The following is a 15036-nucleotide window of genomic DNA, read 5'->3' as shown; positions in this document are numbered from 1 at the left end:
CCTTTGACGTTGAAGTCAATCCGTTGCAATTGCAGTCGCAGCAAAGCCCCCCTTCCCCCCCGCATTCTGCTGCCGCCACTGCGTCGGACTCATCCCGAACCGCTCATGGAAGACCCGGCTGAAATGCGCCGCATCGCCAAACCCCAGCGCAAAAGCAATCTCGGTAATGCTGCGCCCGGCGTCGCCGCTGCCCGCCAGCCGCGCCGCCGCCTGCCGCAACCGGCGCGACAGGATATAGGCATGCGGGGTCTGCCCGGACTCACGAAACAGGTTGTACAACGTGCGGCGCGACACGTTCAGCACTGCCGCCAGCCGTTGCGCCGAAAGCGCCGGATCATGCAGATGCGCATCGATGAACTCGGCCAGCCGGCGCATGCGCGCTTCGCCAAGATGCCGCGCCACGGCAGCGTCCCCGCCATCGCCAAGGGCCGGCGGCAGCGGCGTGCCGGCGCCTTGCAGCGCCGTCTCCATCAATGAAACCACGGAATCCTGCAACACGATCTGGCCTTGATGATCCAGCAGGTGCCCCGCGCAGGTGTCATGCAGCATGGCGCCCAGCGCCGACAGTGCGATGCGCGCCGCGCCCTCCCCGCGCAGCGCCCGGCCGCCCAGGCTGGTCGCTGCCTGGCGCCAGCCGAAGGCGCGTTCCTGCGGCACCAGCAGCACCAGCACCCGGCAGCGGTCCGCCATCTCGATGCTATAGGGCTGCGCGGTATCGTAGATCGACCACATGCCCGGCTCCAGCGAGGCCTCGTTGCCGCGCTGCGCCACGCGGCTGCGCCCGCTGAGCTGCCAGAAGATCTTGAAGAAACCCGCGTCGGATGCCGCCACGTGCCGGGACTCGCGCGCAACACGGTGCGCGTCGACATCCATGTCTGCCACCGCGCTGGCGCCGAAACGCGCATAGCTGACGTGGCAATGAAAGCCCCCGCGCGTCTGGCGCGAATAATCGAGCGGCAGGAAACTGGTGTCGATGGCTTCACGCCATTGATCGAAGGTCACGGTGGTCAACCGCGCCGGCGTCTGCTGCAGGTGCTGCGCTGCGGGCATCAGGACATCTCCAGTAGCCGGCGGTGTCTGGGCAACATGCAGCGAACATGCAGGGAACGCGCCGGAGGCCTCGAAGGTGGTTGCAAAGCCTAATGGAAAGCCCGTGAGCCGACAATGGGAACAATCACGCAGGCGCGCCGGCCAGCACGGCGGCAAACGTGCGAAGCCAGCGTCACTTTTGATATCAGACCACGCGATAGATTTCCCAGCGCGCGGTGCCGGAGACGACGAACGGTTCCAGCTCCTTGCCCCATTGCGCGTGGGCAGGTATCGACGCGAGCCGGGCCCAGGCGCTATCCAGCTCGCCGAGGTTGTTCACTTCCCAGTCGTGGATCACCGTGGCCTCGAGCGCGCCGATCGAGCCGGTCAGCAAGCGTCCGGTGACGAGGCCGGCTTGCGGGGCGATCTCGCGCGCCCATGCCTGCAGGCGCTCGATGACTTCTTGCTTGTGCCCGAAACGGGCATCGATCTGCCACCTGGCTATCAACATGATGCTGCTCCTTGAACATTGGACATCGGCCGCAGGTGTCGCAAGGGCGGACCGCCCCGCTGCACGCGGCGGCGGGCCCCCACCCCGCCCCACCCATGTGCTACTTTTTCGGGGGACCACGCCACCGCGTCGCCCCCCGGTTGCACTATAGGCCGGCACCGTTGGAATCACGGTCGGAGAAAGCTATCCTTCTAGCCGAGCACCGCCCGGCGCACTTTGACCAACGCGTCCTCCAGCGCTTCCTGCGAGATGGAGCCGATCGCCAGGCGCAGCGCATGCGGCACGCGTGGCGTGGCCGCAAACGGCTGGGCCGTCGTCACCAGGACGCCTTCGCGCGCCAGGCCAGCGGCGACGCGATCCGCGCGCAGGTCTTCCGGCAAGGTCAGCCAGAGATAGTAGGAAGCGCGATGCGCTTTGATATCGCAACCGCGCAGCACGCGGCGCGCCAGGCTTTGCCGCAGCCGCGCGTCCTTGCGCTTGCGGTCCTCGAGTTCGTCGACCAGTCCGGCCTCGATCCAATGGCAACCCAGCGCCACGGTCAGCGTGGGCGTGTTCCATGTCGAGACGCGGATCGCCCCCTCCAGCGCCGGCACCAGCGCAAGGGGCGCGGCGACAAAGCCCACGCGCAAGCCGGACGCGACGCTCTTGGACAGCCCCGAGACATAAATCGTGCGTTCAGGCGCGTAGGTAAAGACAGGCTTGGGTGCCGGCTCGGCCAGGAAGGCATAGGCGCCATCTTCGATGACCAGGAAATCATGCTTCCCGGCGAGCTCGGCAAGCCGGACCCGGGATGGCTCAGCCATCACCGTGCCCAGTGGGTTGTGCATCGTAGGCATGGCGTAGACGGCGCGCACCGGACGCCGCTTGCATAGCGCTGCCAGATGCTCCAGGTCCATGCCGTCCACCGTGTGCGGCACCGCCTCCAGGTCAAGACGGTGCGACTGTGCGAGCCGTTTCATGCCGGGATAGGTCAGCGCGTCCACCGCCAGGACATCGCCCGGCTTGAGCAGCCCCATGACCGCCACGGCGAGGCCCTGCTGCGCGCCATTGACGATGAGCACCTGCTCGCCGCCCACCCGGATGCCCCGGTTGCGCAGGTGCCTGGCCGCGCTCTGCCGTTCGTGCACCCGCCCGCCCTGGGGCGCCGAATGCAGCAGCGCATCGAGGTCCCCCGAGGCCGCGATGGTGCGCAGGCCGTCGCGCAGCATGTCGGCCTGGCCCGGCAAGGACGGATAGTTGAAGGTGAGATCGACCGCGCCGAAACGCACCGGGTGCTGCTCCAGGCCCAGGCCGCGCGGCAGCGAGGTGTCGCGCACGAAAGTACCACGGCCGGTCTCGCCGACGACCAGCCCGATGGACTCCAGCTCCCGGTAGATGCGCGATGCGGTGGCCAGGGCGATGCCATGCTGCTTCATCAAGGCGCGAACGGTCGGCAATTGCGTGCCTGGCGGCAGCCCCCCCTCGCGAATGCGCCCCGCGATCTCGTCCATGATGGTTTTGTACCGGGCTGGGATCATGCCTTGGCCTGCGCGCCTTGATCGGATCGTTCTTTGTATCTAGAACAATTTTTTGTTTGTATCAGGCACAAAGATTACGCTACCAGCCTCGACAACGTAAAGGGCTCTGCGGAGCTATCTGGAAACCTGGGCATGACCGAATTCGCTACCTTGTCGGTGTTCGCCGCGGCCGTGATGGCGCTGCTGCTGTCACCCGGGCCAAACATGGCCTTCGTCATGGCACACGGCGTCACCTACGGCCCCGGCGGCGGCGCGGCGGCCGCGCTCGGCATTGCCGCGGCAGACCTCGTGCTGACCGTCCTGACGGCAACCGGCATCACCGCCGCAATTGCCGCCTGGACCCCGGCGCTCGACCTGATCCGTTATGCGGGGGCCCTGTACCTGCTGTGGATGGCCTGGAAAGCGCTGCGCCGCCCGCTGCTGCCGCTGGGCGCGGTGACCCGGCAGGCCTCGTTGAAATCGGTGTTTTTCCGCGCTACGCTGAACAGCTTGCTGAATCCGAAAGCGTTGCTGTTCTTCATGGTCTTCCTGCCGCAGTTCGTGGACCCGGGAAAAGGCAACGTGGCCCGGCAGCTGATTGTCCTGGGCTGCGTGCTGACGGCGATCAGCACCGTGTTCCACGGCCTGCTGGGCGCGGCTGGCGGGTCGGCACAGCGGTTCCTGAGCCGCAACCCGCGTGCCGCCGTGTTCCAGAAATACGGGCTTGCCGTGGTGCTGGCGCTGCTGGCGCTGAGGCTGCTGGCCATGCCGAGGGTGTCCTAGCTGGCGAAATGACCTCGCGGTATCAAAGGTCGATTGCGTCCATGGCGGCGGCGGCCTTGCTCACTTCACGCGGTTCGGCAAAAAAGAGAAAAAAGGCCGGTCAATCTGACCGGCCAAGCGATCCTCGCGCAAAAGCAAGGTCGATATGATTGTTGGCGGCATCCTCCATGCGCAGGATGCCGCCCAGGTGCTGCTCAGTGGCCGCTCGGATGCGGCTTAGAAGCGGTGACGCACGCCGACGGTGGCGCCGGTCTGGTTCGCGCCCGGCAGTGCCGTGCCGGCACCGTTCAGGCCCAGGGTGGAGCCCGACTTGTTCTTCACGTAGCCGATGTTCAGGTAGGCGTCGGTACGCTTGGACAGCGAGTAGTCGCCCGACAGCACGTACATCCACGAATCCGCGCCGCTGTTCTTCAGGTCGGTGTAGTACGCCGCGCCGGTCAGCTGGAACGCAGGCGTGAACTTGTACTGCGCGCCTGCCCAGTACACATTGCTGCGGGTGACGGTGGCCGTGGCGCTTGCCGTGCCGTCGTCACGCAGCCAGCGGTAGCCGGCAAACACCTTGGCATCGCCAAAGGCATAGGACGTGCCGATGGCCGCGCGCTTGGCGGTGCGATCCTGCAGAGCCACCGACGAACCCTGGAACTGGTCGTACGCGGCGCCAACGGAGAAGCCACCCGCCGCGTAGGCCAGGCCCGCGCCGTAGTTGCGCCCCACCTTGCTTGCGCCCGGCACTTCGCTGCCGTTGGTCACCGTGGCATCGCGCCCGGTGCTGTAGAAGCCGGTAGCCGTCAGGCCGCCGAACTTGCCCGTGTACTTGAAGGCGTTGTCGGCACGGCCGTTGAACAGCGAGTCGACACTGTTGAGCGAGTAGCGCGGGCCGACGGCCATCGGGTCATAGGCGCCGAACAGGTCATACAGCGAGTTTTGCTGGCGACCCAGCGTCACGGCGCCGAAATTGCCCTGCAGGCCCACGTACGACTGGCGGCCGAACAGGCGGTTGCCCTGGCCCGAGGCGCCGGTATCGATATCGAAGCCGCTTTCCAGCACGAAGATACCCTTCAGGCCACCGCCCAGGTCTTCGCTGCCGCGCAGGCCCCAGCGCGAGCCCGACAGGTTGCCGGAGTTCATGCGGGTAGCGGTGCCACCCGCGGAGCCAGTGGCCGGCATGTGGTTGATGACTTCAATGCCGACGTCGGCAATGCCGTACAGCGTGACGCTGGACGAGGAGGTTTGGGCGAACGCTGCGCCGGAGGCTGCGGCAGCAGCCGCGGCAGTCATTGCAAGGAGAGCTTTCTTCACTGATTTTCTCTGTCTTATGGATGGATGAGGCAGTCTTCCGCCAGCCGCGGGCAACCATGCGATAGACGCCGTGAACCGCACCCGTGGCGGCAGACCGCATTGTCTAGGTCTTTTGTGAAAGCTTGATGTCGCTTTGCATGGCTACATGTCTGCATGACTGTCATTGCAACCATCCAGGTACGCCTTACGCTGCAGCGATCCGGCTGGATATAGCACAACGTGATGCAAATGGATTTCCGCGGGTCGCTGGCGGCGGGTGAGCAGTGCACCACTTGGCCGCTGCATGGCTTGAGATCCGCCGCGGAAGTTCCCTGCCCCATGGATTTTCAGCGCTAGGGATTACGCGTAGCCACGAGAAATTCTCTTCAACATCTCTGTCCCGAAAGCCGATTGCAAGCCGTCGGAAAGCCGTTTGGAAGATGCCGTTCCTACAGTCTCGACACCCGCTCACGCCCGCGATGAAGTCGCGGCAAGGCAAGGGCGTAAAAACAGGAGACGGAGAGACCACCTCATGCATCGACACACCAACGCACGCTACCGCTCGGGTAGCCGGACCAGAGGGGACCTGCAATGAACACCCCCTCGCGTTTCAAGAAGGACTACTACGGCGGCGGGCTCATGACGCTGATCGGGCTCGCCACGCTAGTGGCCGGCCTGCAATATCGCACCGGTACGCTGAGCCACATGGGGCCCGGGTTCTTCCCGGCAGCGGTAGGCGCGCTACTGGCGATCGTCGGCATGCTCATCGCCATCTCGGCGCGCAAGGAGCCACCGGCGCAAGCCCAGGCATCCGGACACGGGCATGGCGCCGGGCTGCCGGATCTGCGCGGCTGTGCCTGCATCATCCTGGGCGTGCTCGCCTTCTTGCTGCTGGGCAAATATGGCGGCCTGATCCCCGCCACCTTCGCCATCGTGTTCATCTCGGCGCTGGGCGACCGGAGCAATACCGTGAAGCAAGCCGCCATCCTGGCACTGGCGATGTGCGTCATCGCCACGGTCGTGTTCTGGTGGGCGCTGCAGTTGCAGCTGCCGCTGTTTGCCTGGGGGGTCTGAACATCATGACCGCGAACGCTCTGCATGATCTCTGGTTCGGCTTTGGCGTTGCCTTCCAGGGCTCCAACCTGATGTGGTCCTTCTTCGGCGTGCTGATGGGAAACCTGATTGGCGTGCTGCCCGGCATGGGCGCGCTGTCGGCCATTTCCATCCTGCTGCCGCTGACCTATGCCATGCACCCGGTACCCGCCATCCTGATGCTGGCGGGGATCTTCTATGGCTCGCAATATGGCGGCGCCATCGGCGCGATCCTGCTCAACCTGCCCTCGCACCCGCCGCATGCGGTCACCTGCCTGGACGGCTATCCGATGACGCGCGCCGGCAAGGGCGGCACGGCGCTGGGCATCACCATGATCTGCTCATTCTTCGCCGCGTCGGTGGGCATCATCGTAATGATCTTCGCCTCGCCGCTGCTCACCGAGATTTCGTTCAAGTTTGGCCCAACCGAGATCTTCTCGATCATGCTGCTGGGCTTGCTGGCCGGCTCCACCATGTCGCGCGGGTCCCCGCTGAAAGGCGTGGCGATGACGCTGTTCGGCCTGATCTGCGGCTGCGTCGGCACCGACGTGAACAGCGGCACCTTCCGCCTGGCGATGAACATCCCCGAGCTTAGCGACGGGCTGGAACTGGTCGCCATCGCCATGGGCCTGTTCGGCGTGGCGGACTTCCTGCTCAATGTCAACCGGATGAGCGTGATCGCCAGCAAGGCCAAGCTGCGCATCCGCGACATGCGGCCCAGCCTGGCCGAGCTCAAGACCGCCTTCTGGCCGATGGTGCGAGGCACCGCGGTAGGCACCGTGTTCGGCGCCATGCCCGGGACCGGCCCCACCATCACGACCTTCGTCGCCTATGCCCTGGAGCGCAAGATCTCCAAGACGCCGGAGAAGTTCGGCACGGGCATGATCGCGGGTGTCGCCGGGCCGGAAGCCTCCGCGCACTCCAAGACGCAGGTCGATTTCATCCCCACCATGAGCCTCGGCATTCCGGGCGACGCCGTGATGGCGCTGATCCTTGGCGCGCTGATGATCCAGGGCATCGCCCCGGGGCCGCAGCTGATCAGCGATCACCCCGACATCTTCTGGGGCCTGATCGCCAGCTTCTGGATTGGCAACCTGCTGCTGATCGTGCTGAATGTCCCGCTGATCGGCGTGTGGGTCAAGCTGCTGCAGGTGCCCTACCGCTACCTGTTCCCCTCGGCCATGTTCTTCATCGTGGTCGGCGTGTTCAGCACGCAGAACAGCCTGTTCGAGATCTGGGAAGTACTGGCGTTCGGCGTCATCGGCGCGGTGCTCATGTGGCTCGGGTTCTCTGTCGCGCCCATCCTGCTTGGCTTCGTGCTCGGGCCGATGGTGGAAGAGAACTTCCGCCGCTCGCTGCTGCTGTCGCGCGGCGACATGATGGTGTTCGTGCATCGCCCCATCAGTTGCGTCTTCGTCGTGCTCTCAGCCCTGCTGCTGACCGGGGTCACGTACTCTGCGTGGCGAGCCAGCCGCGGCGCGGGCAAAGGGGCTGTGCTTGCCGCCGGCGAGCTTGCCGTCAACGAGTAGCCACGACGCAAGCCTGCACCGACGCGGCTAGCCCGGGAAAGGATAGTCCGCGTCGAACGCCGCGAAACGCGCCTGCAGGAACTCGATCAGGCGGCGCTGCCGGTAGGACGGAAACCGGCTCTGCAGGAACACCAGCTGCAGCGGCACGCTGTCCTGGTACCACTCGGGAAACAGCAGCACCAGGCGGGCGGCGCTGACGTCGGCCGCGACATCGAACCAGCTTTTGAAAGCGATGCCATGGCCCGCCAGCGCCCAGTCGCGCACCACCGCGCCATCATCGCTGGTGCGCCGCCCGTTCGCCTCCACCTCCAGCCGGGACTGGCGCGAGCGAAACGGCCAGCGCATGCGCGCCTGCCCGCCTGGCGCGAGGCATAGCATCTGGTGCTGCGCCAGCGCCTCGGGCGACGCGGGCGTGCCGCAACGCGCCAGGTACGCCGGCGCGGCCACCGCCACGCGGCGCGTCAGCGCAAGCTGCCGGCGCACCAGCCCCGAATCCTCCAGCCAGCCCACCCGCACCGCCAGGTCGACATTGCTGCGATACAGGTCAGCAAGCGTATCGCCGATGGACAGTTCAAGCGAAAGCTGCGGATGCGCCACCAGGAAATCGTCCAGCCAGCCACGCAACAAGGCGCGCCCCAGGTCGGCGGGCGCCGAGAGTCGCAGCGGCCCGGCCAGTTCCTCGCGCTGCTCCGCCAGTGCGCCCTCGCCCTCCTCCAGCGCCGCCAATGCCTTGCGCGCTGCCTCCAGGAACACCCGCCCCTCCTCGGTCAGGCGCATGCGGCGGGTGGTGCGGGCGAACAGGCGCGCGCTCAGGCGTTGCTCCAGGCGGATCAGGGCGGCGCTGGCGGTGGCGGCGGTCCGGCCCAGTTCGCGCGCGGCCGCGGAGAGGTTTTCAAGCTCGGCGGTGCGGACAAAGAGTTTCAGGTCGTCTAGGGAGTACATTCAAAGCAGTCCGGTACGCATTGCCGAGCGTCATCATGCAGGGCGACGTAATCGCCATGGGCATGCCGCCGGTATCCATGAAACCGGGCGACAGGATCGAAATCGATATCGGAGGCATTGGTGGACGAGCGCTTGAGGCGCGCATCACCTCAAAGGCGCCCCGCCAGCTCCGCGGCCGCCTCCTCGTCGGTGCGCTCGAAGCGCAGCGGCGTCACCGAAATGGCGCCCCGGCCGACCACCACCGCCTCGCTGTCGTCGGTATCCGGCTGCGGCCCGCGCGAAAACTGCAGCCAGTGATACGGAATGCCGCGCGGGTCGACATGGGCCCGCACGGCAAGATCCTTGACGAGGCCGACGCCCTGGCGGGTGACGGTGAGCGGGCCGGCTGACCCGGGCTCCACATCGGGGAAGTTGACGTTCAGGCAGGCCTGCGGGTTCCAGCCGGCGGCAAGCAGGCGGCGGATCACGCCGGGCGCCAGCGCGCGCGCCGTTTCCCAGCGCACCGCGTTGCGATCGGTGAAGGCCTGGCTCAGCGCAATGGCCGGGATGCCCAGCAGCACGCCGGTCATGGCGGCGCCGACGGTGCCGGAGAACACGGTTTCGAGGCCGAGGTTGGCGCCACGGTTGATGCCTGACAGGACCAGGCTCGGCGGGGTGTCGGCCATCAGGTGCCGGGCGGCCATGACGACGCAGTCGCCCGGGGTGCCGCTCACGCCGAAGCGGCGCTCGCCCTGCTGGCTGATGCGCAGCGGCGCGTGCAGGCTCAGGGAGTGCGAGGTGCCGCTCTGGTCATGCTCGGGCGCGACCACCCAGACCTCGCGCGCCAGCGTTGCCGCCACGGCTTCGAGCACGGCCAGGCCGGGGGCGTCGATGCCATCGTCGTTGGTGAGGAGTACGCGTTCCAATAAGGGTTCGGACATGGTGATAGAGGACCGTGGGTTGACGAATGCCGGGCTGCCCTTGCGCGGCACGGAGCGTGCGGCATCGCAGTCGGGGCCAGCGCCAGACTATAAACCGAAGCCGTGGCGGTTCGGCCGCGCGTTGCCGGATTTGCCAAGACAGGACGGCATCGGGCGACTAGCCTGCAGCCCATTGTCGATCATTGCCGCCCCCGCGCGCGCCGCCGGCGCGTTGAAACATCATGCCCTCATCCCGCCTCAGCGTCCCCGCCTCGGCCGCCTGGCTGTCCAGCCTGGCTTTTGTGCTGATCTGGTCGACCGGATTCATCGTGGGCCGGGCCATCGTGCCGCTAGCCCAGCCCAGCCTGTTCCTGCTGGCCCGCTTCTCCCTGGCGGCTGTGCTGTTCGCGGCCGTGGCCATGGCTGGCGCGGCGCGCTGGCCAGCATTGCGCGAAGTGCCGCGGCACTTGCTGGCGGGCGCGCTCCTGCATGGCAGCTACCTGGGTGGCGGCTACTGGGCCATCGCGCATGGCCTTGCGCCGTCGGCCATGGCCTTGCTCGGTGCCTTGCAACCGCCGCTGACCGCGCTGCTGGCAATCCCGTTGCTGGGGGAGTTTCCGTCCCGGCAGGGCTGGGGCGGGCTTGCACTGGGCTCCCTGGGCGTAGTATTGGTGGTGGCACCCGCCACCCTGGCCAGCGCACCCAGCCCCGTTTCGCCGTGGGTGGTACTGGTGGCGGTCATCTCCATTCTCTCCATCACCATGGGCACGATCCTGCAGAAAACCTCGATTGCCGCGGCCGACCTGCGCGCCAGCATGGCCTGGCAGAACGTGGGCGGCGCCCTGGTGGCCGGCGCGCTGGCATGGCTGCTGGGGGAGTCGCACTGGCAGCCGGGCATGGCGCTTTGGTCGGCACTGGCCTGGGCCACGCTGGTGCTGTCGGGCCTGGGCACCTATCTGCTGGTGCGCATCGTCAGGCGCGGGCAGGCTGCCACCGCCGCGTCGCTGATGTTCCTGGCGCCGCCGCTGGCGGCGCTGCAGGCCTGGCTGCTGTTTGGCGACAAGCTCGGGGTCCTGCAGTTACTTGGCCTGCTCGTTGCCGGCATTGGGGTCTGGCTATGCCAGGCCGCCCAGGGCGCCGGGACCCCGCGCAAAACCCGCCATGCCGCCGCACGATGAAGATGTTGTGCAGCTAGCCCAGGCGGGCCGGCCGGCGCCGCTGGTGGAGACCCGCGTCTACCAGCCGGAACGGCAGTGGCATCGCCATGACTACCACCAGGTCCTGTTCGGCCTGGACGGTGCCTGCGAGCTGGAAATCGGCGGCCACCTGCACCGGCTCGATCCCTGCGGCGGGCTGATCGTGCCCGCCGGGGAGCGTCACGACTTCCTGGGGCTGGACGACAACCGGCAGTTGGTGCTGGACATTCCGCCGGGCTCGCTCGCGTTGCCGGCCGCGCTGATGGACCGGCCCAAGGCGTTTGCCATCACGGACGGCTGGAGCGAACGCGTGCGGCGCCTGGCTACGCTGCCCCAGGCAACCAGCTCCCCGCAACATCACTGGCAACTGGCCGCTACCCTTGCCGCCGACCTGGCGCAGGCGTTGGGCGTGGGCGGCCGCGCCCGGCCCACGCATTTTCCGCTGGCGCAAATCGACGCCTACCTGCGCCAGCACCTGGATACGCCGCTGCGGGCCGACCAGCTCGCGGCACGGTTCGGCTGGAGCGTGCGGCGCTTCCACACCCTGTTCTGCGACGCCTTTGGCGATACGCCGCATCGCTACCAGACGCGCCTGCGGCTGGACCAGGCCGCGCGCCTGCTGGCGGACCGGACCCAGCCACTGGCGGATATCTCGCTGGCGCTAGGCTTTCCCGACCAGACCACCTTTACGCGCAGCTTCACCCAGCGCTTCGGCATGCCGCCGGGGGCATGGCGTGCGGGCCTCGGGCTGGCGAACATCGCCTTGCCGCCATCGCGCTAGCGCGCGAGCGGCGGTCCAGCACCAGGCCTAAGTCCCCCCCTGCGTTGCGTTGCGTTGCGTTGCCTTTCCATGCCGTACCCTGCGCGTGCCGTGATGCGGGTGCGGCACGCGCAAGCGCGCCGGCCACGCTAGAATTACCCCCGGACCATCAACCGCCAGGGGAGCAGGATGTCAGACGCGCTTGCCACACCCAGCAGGACCAGCGAGCCGAGCACCGAGGCCAGGGCCGCCGCCGTGGTCGCTGCCCTCGCCAAGGCCGAGATCGACCAGGCCGACCATGCCATGCGCAACTGGACCGACCCCGAGCCCGGGCCGGTCCGCATCGGCTCGCCGCAGCATCTGCGCATGTTCTGCAATATGCTGCTGCAAACCCACAACCCCTACAAACCCGCCGTCATCGATTGGCCCAGGCTTGACCCGGATGCCCTGCACCGGGTGACCTCGCTGCCAATATGGGATATCGCGGTGCAGACCGAAGGCCGCGCCTCCGTGCGGGTGCAGGCCTTCGCCGATACCGTGACCAACCCCCTGCTGCGCAGCGCGCTGGAAATGGATGGCGGCGAGGAGGCACGCCACAAGGTGGTGCTGTCGAAACTGGTGGAAGCCTACGGCATCGCCCTGGCCCCCGAGCCTGAGTACCGCCCGCCAGCTGACGTGGAGTGGGGCTGGCTGGTCACCGGCTACAGCGAGTGCATCGATAGTTTTTTTGCCTTTGGCCTGTTTGCCGCGGCCAAGCGCTCGGGCTTCTTCCCCGCGGAACTGGTGGAGACGTTCGAGCCGGTCATCCAGGAGGAAGGCCGCCACATCCTGTTCTTCGTCAACTGGGCGGCATGGTATCGCCGCAACCTGCCCTGGTGGCGGCGCCCGCTTTACACGCTCAAGGTGATGCGGGTGTGGGCCTTCCTGATCTGGGAGCGCGTTGGCATTGCGCGCGGTATCGATGCCGACGGCGTGGCCAAGGACGCCAATTTCCCCATGAACAGCACGTCCTCGCTAGCCGAAGCCCTGTCGCCGCGGGCGATGATCGAGCTTTGCCTGGCCGAGAACGATCGCCGCATGGCCGGCTACGATCCACGCCTGCTGCGCCCTGAAACCGTGCCCAAGCTGGCCCGGCTTGCCCGGCGCCTGTTGCGCTGATGCGTGATGCGTGATGCGTGATGCGCTAACACGCTGATGCCGTTGCTGCCCTACCCATCCTGTCCTGGAGTTTTTTGAGATGTTTGTGTTGTCCCTGATCTCGCTCGCCATCTGGTGCGTGCTGCTTGCCGGCCGTGCCGGCTTCTGGCGAGTGCGCAAGCCCGGCCCCGCGCCCGCGCCCGCGCAATGGCCTGAGGTGGTCGCCATCATCCCGGCTCGCAACGAGGCGGACGTGATTGGCGGCGCCGTCGCCAGCGTGCTGGGCCAGGACTATCCCGCTGCGCTGCGGCTGGTGGTGGTGGATGACCATAGCACCGACGGCACCGCCGACTTCGCGCGCAGCGCAGCGGCTGCGCTGGGCAAAGCGGATGCGCTGACCGTGATCACGGCGCGCGACCTGCCGGCCGGCTGGAGCGGCAAGGTCTGGGCGCAGTCCGAGGGCCTCGCCGCCGCCGACAAGGCAGCGCCCGGAGCCGGCTGGGTATGGCTGACGGACGCCGACATCCATCACGGCAATGGCGTGCTGGCCCGGTTGGTGGCGCGCGCCGCCCATGAGCAGCGGGACCTGGTGTCGTTGATGGTGCGGCTGCGCTGCGCATCTTGGTGGGAGCGCCTGATCGTCCCGGCCTTTGTGTTCTTCTTTGCCAAGCTCTACCCGTTTGCGCGGGTGAACAATCCGCGCAGCAGCGTGGCGGCGGCGGCCGGCGGCTGCATGCTGGCGCGCCGTGCCGCGCTGGCCCGCATTGGCGGATTTGCCGCGATCCGGGGCGAACTGATCGATGACTGCAGCCTGGCTGCCTGCATCAAGCAAGGTGGCTCGATCCGCCTTGACCTGGCCGACGACAGCATTTCCGTGCGCCCCTACGATGACTGGCGCAGCCTGTGGGACATGATTGCCCGCAGCGCCTACACCCAATTGCATTACTCGCCGCTGCTGCTGGCCGGCGCCGTGGCCGGCATGGTCCTCACCTACCTGGCGCCGCCCTTGCTGGCGCTGGGCGGCGGCCTGCGGCTGTGGCCGGCATGGGCGGCCTGGCTGGCCATGGCGCTGGCCTACGTACCGATGCTGCGTGAATACCGCCAGCCGCTCTGGCTGGCCCCCCTGCTGCCGGTGACGGCGTTGTTCTACCTCGGCGCCACGGTCGACTCCGCGCGCCGCTACTGGCTGCGCAAAGGCGGCCAGTGGAAGGGACGCGCGCAGGCGCCCCAACGGGGCTGATGGTCAGGACTGACCGTCGGGGCCGACCGTCGACGCTTATCCCAGGTAGCCAGCGCTACGGAACCAGTCGAGCGCTTCGCTCAGCCCTTGTTGATAAGGCCGCGCCTGATAGCCTAGCGCCAGGCGGGCCTTCTCCGAGCTGAAGAACATGCGGTACTTCGACATCGACAGGCCGTCCGCCGTCAGGAAAGGCTCCTTGCCGGTCATGCGCGCCACCGCCTCCGCCGCGTAGGCGAGCGGGTAAAGCGGCCAGCGCGGCAAGCGCATGGTGGGGGCACGCCGCCCCGTCATGGCCGCAATATCGGCCAGCATCTGTTGCAGGCCCACGTCCTGCCCGCCGAGGATGTAGCGTTCGCCGGTCACGCCGCGCGCCAGGGCCAGCATATGGCCTTCGGCCACGTCGTCCACGTGCACCAGGTTGAGGCCGGTATCGACGAAGGCGGGAATCTTGCCGGTGGCGGCCTCTACGATGATGCGCCCGGTGGGCGTGGGCCGCACGTCACGCGGACCGATCGGCGTGGAGGGGTTGACGATCACGGCAGCAAGCCCGTCGCGGGTCACCATGCGCTCCACCACGCGCTCAGCCAGCACCTTGCTGCGCTTGTAGGCGCCAATTGCCTCATGGCCGGCCATGGCGGCCTCTTCCGTCACCGGCGCGGTGGCGCCCGCCACGCGCAGGGTAGCCACGCTGCTGGTGTAGACGATGCGCTCGACCCCGCAAGCTTGTGCCGCCCCCATCACTGTCTCGGTGCCAGCCACATTGGTGCGCACGATTTCCTCGGGATCCGGCGCCCACAGGCGGTAGTCCGCCGCCACGTGGAAGAGATAACGCACCCCGCGCAGCGCGCTTTGCATGGCGCGCGCGTCGCGCATGTCGCCCTCGGCGATCTCTACGGGCAGGCCCTCCAGGTTGCGGCGCGGGCTGCCGGCGCGTACCATCGCCCGCACGCGAAAACCGCGCGCCAGTGCCTGCCGCGCCACTGCCGAGCCGAGAAAGCCGGATGCGCCGGTTACCAGGACGTAGTCCCCTGAACTCATATCACCCACCGAAAAAACCCTCAAAGTGTTGCTGGCCGTAGCCAGGTGCCAGGCAAAGGTTGCGGCACCGGTATATAGTAACCACCGTATGACGGGAAAGTGATTC

At 67.4% G+C, this 15036-nt stretch carries 14 protein-coding genes; 7 read left to right on the top strand and 7 right to left on the bottom strand.

The window, feature by feature from the left end:
* Nucleotides 1-15: 15 nt before the first annotated feature.
* From F7R26_RS26185 to F7R26_RS26175, 3 genes are all read right to left on the bottom strand, one after another.
* Nucleotides 16-1050, bottom strand: coding sequence for a helix-turn-helix domain-containing protein (locus F7R26_RS26185; RefSeq protein WP_150991315.1), 1035 nt, complete (start codon nucleotides 1048-1050; stop codon nucleotides 16-18).
* Nucleotides 1051-1234: 184 nt separating this feature from the next.
* Nucleotides 1235-1540 (bottom strand): hypothetical protein, encoded by a 306-nt coding sequence (locus F7R26_RS26180; RefSeq protein ID WP_150991312.1) that lies wholly within the window; start codon nucleotides 1538-1540, stop codon nucleotides 1235-1237.
* Between the two features lie 191 nt (nucleotides 1541-1731).
* A complete protein-coding gene (locus F7R26_RS26175) occupies nucleotides 1732-3057 on the bottom strand; it encodes an aminotransferase-like domain-containing protein (protein ID WP_150991309.1) in 1326 nt (441 codons plus the stop codon).
* Between the two features lie 132 nt (nucleotides 3058-3189).
* Here F7R26_RS26175 and F7R26_RS26170 point away from each other — a divergent pair, with 132 nt between their 5' ends.
* Complete coding sequence (locus F7R26_RS26170; protein ID WP_150991306.1) at nucleotides 3190-3819, top strand: LysE family translocator; 630 nt, start codon at nucleotides 3190-3192, stop codon at nucleotides 3817-3819.
* A gap of 216 nt (nucleotides 3820-4035) precedes the next feature.
* Here the strand turns inward: F7R26_RS26170 and F7R26_RS26165 are convergent, their stop codons facing one another.
* Nucleotides 4036-5118 (bottom strand): porin, encoded by a 1083-nt coding sequence (locus F7R26_RS26165; RefSeq protein ID WP_150991303.1) that lies wholly within the window; start codon nucleotides 5116-5118, stop codon nucleotides 4036-4038.
* A gap of 570 nt (nucleotides 5119-5688) precedes the next feature.
* On the opposite strand from F7R26_RS26165, the gene F7R26_RS26160 reads away from it, so the two are divergent.
* Nucleotides 5689-6171: a tripartite tricarboxylate transporter TctB family protein gene (locus tag F7R26_RS26160; RefSeq protein WP_241754729.1), complete on the top strand. Its 483-nt coding sequence runs from the start codon at nucleotides 5689-5691 to the stop codon at nucleotides 6169-6171.
* Between the two features lie 5 nt (nucleotides 6172-6176).
* Nucleotides 6177-7718: a tripartite tricarboxylate transporter permease gene (locus F7R26_RS26155; RefSeq protein ID WP_150991300.1), complete on the top strand. Its 1542-nt coding sequence runs from the start codon at nucleotides 6177-6179 to the stop codon at nucleotides 7716-7718.
* 27 nt (nucleotides 7719-7745) lie between these two features.
* Here F7R26_RS26155 and F7R26_RS26150 read toward each other — a convergent pair whose 3' ends face one another.
* Entirely contained in the window at nucleotides 7746-8660 is a 915-nt protein-coding gene (locus tag F7R26_RS26150; RefSeq protein ID WP_150991297.1) for a LysR family transcriptional regulator, read from the bottom strand.
* 149 nt (nucleotides 8661-8809) lie between these two features.
* A complete protein-coding gene (surE, locus tag F7R26_RS26145) occupies nucleotides 8810-9580 on the bottom strand; it encodes a 5'/3'-nucleotidase SurE (protein WP_150991294.1) in 771 nt (256 codons plus the stop codon).
* Nucleotides 9581-9801: 221 nt separating this feature from the next.
* On the opposite strand from surE, the gene F7R26_RS26140 reads away from it, so the two are divergent.
* From F7R26_RS26140 to F7R26_RS26125, 4 genes are all read left to right on the top strand, one after another.
* Nucleotides 9802-10737 (top strand): DMT family transporter, encoded by a 936-nt coding sequence (locus F7R26_RS26140; RefSeq protein WP_150991292.1) that lies wholly within the window; start codon nucleotides 9802-9804, stop codon nucleotides 10735-10737.
* Entirely contained in the window at nucleotides 10721-11536 is an 816-nt protein-coding gene (locus tag F7R26_RS26135; RefSeq protein ID WP_150991288.1) for a helix-turn-helix transcriptional regulator, read from the top strand. Before F7R26_RS26140 ends, F7R26_RS26135 begins: the two co-directional genes overlap by 17 nt.
* Nucleotides 11537-11704: 168 nt before the next feature.
* Nucleotides 11705-12673 carry a ferritin-like domain-containing protein gene (locus F7R26_RS26130; protein WP_241754728.1) on the top strand — a complete coding sequence of 323 codons (969 nt, stop codon included), beginning with the start codon at nucleotides 11705-11707 and terminating at the stop codon, nucleotides 12671-12673.
* Nucleotides 12674-12752: 79 nt separating this feature from the next.
* Nucleotides 12753-13892: a glycosyltransferase gene (locus F7R26_RS26125; RefSeq protein ID WP_150991285.1), complete on the top strand. Its 1140-nt coding sequence runs from the start codon at nucleotides 12753-12755 to the stop codon at nucleotides 13890-13892.
* Nucleotides 13893-13928: 36 nt separating this feature from the next.
* Here the strand turns inward: F7R26_RS26125 and hpnA are convergent, their stop codons facing one another.
* A complete protein-coding gene (hpnA, locus tag F7R26_RS26120) occupies nucleotides 13929-14930 on the bottom strand; it encodes a hopanoid-associated sugar epimerase (RefSeq protein WP_150991282.1) in 1002 nt (333 codons plus the stop codon).
* Nucleotides 14931-15036: the final 106 nt, after the last annotated feature.

This window comes from Cupriavidus basilensis (genome assembly GCF_008801925.2).
GTDB lineage: Bacteria > Pseudomonadota > Gammaproteobacteria > Burkholderiales > Burkholderiaceae > Cupriavidus > Cupriavidus basilensis.
The sequence above is the reverse complement of the archived record's forward strand: the minus strand, read 5'-3'. Positions and strand labels throughout refer to the sequence as shown.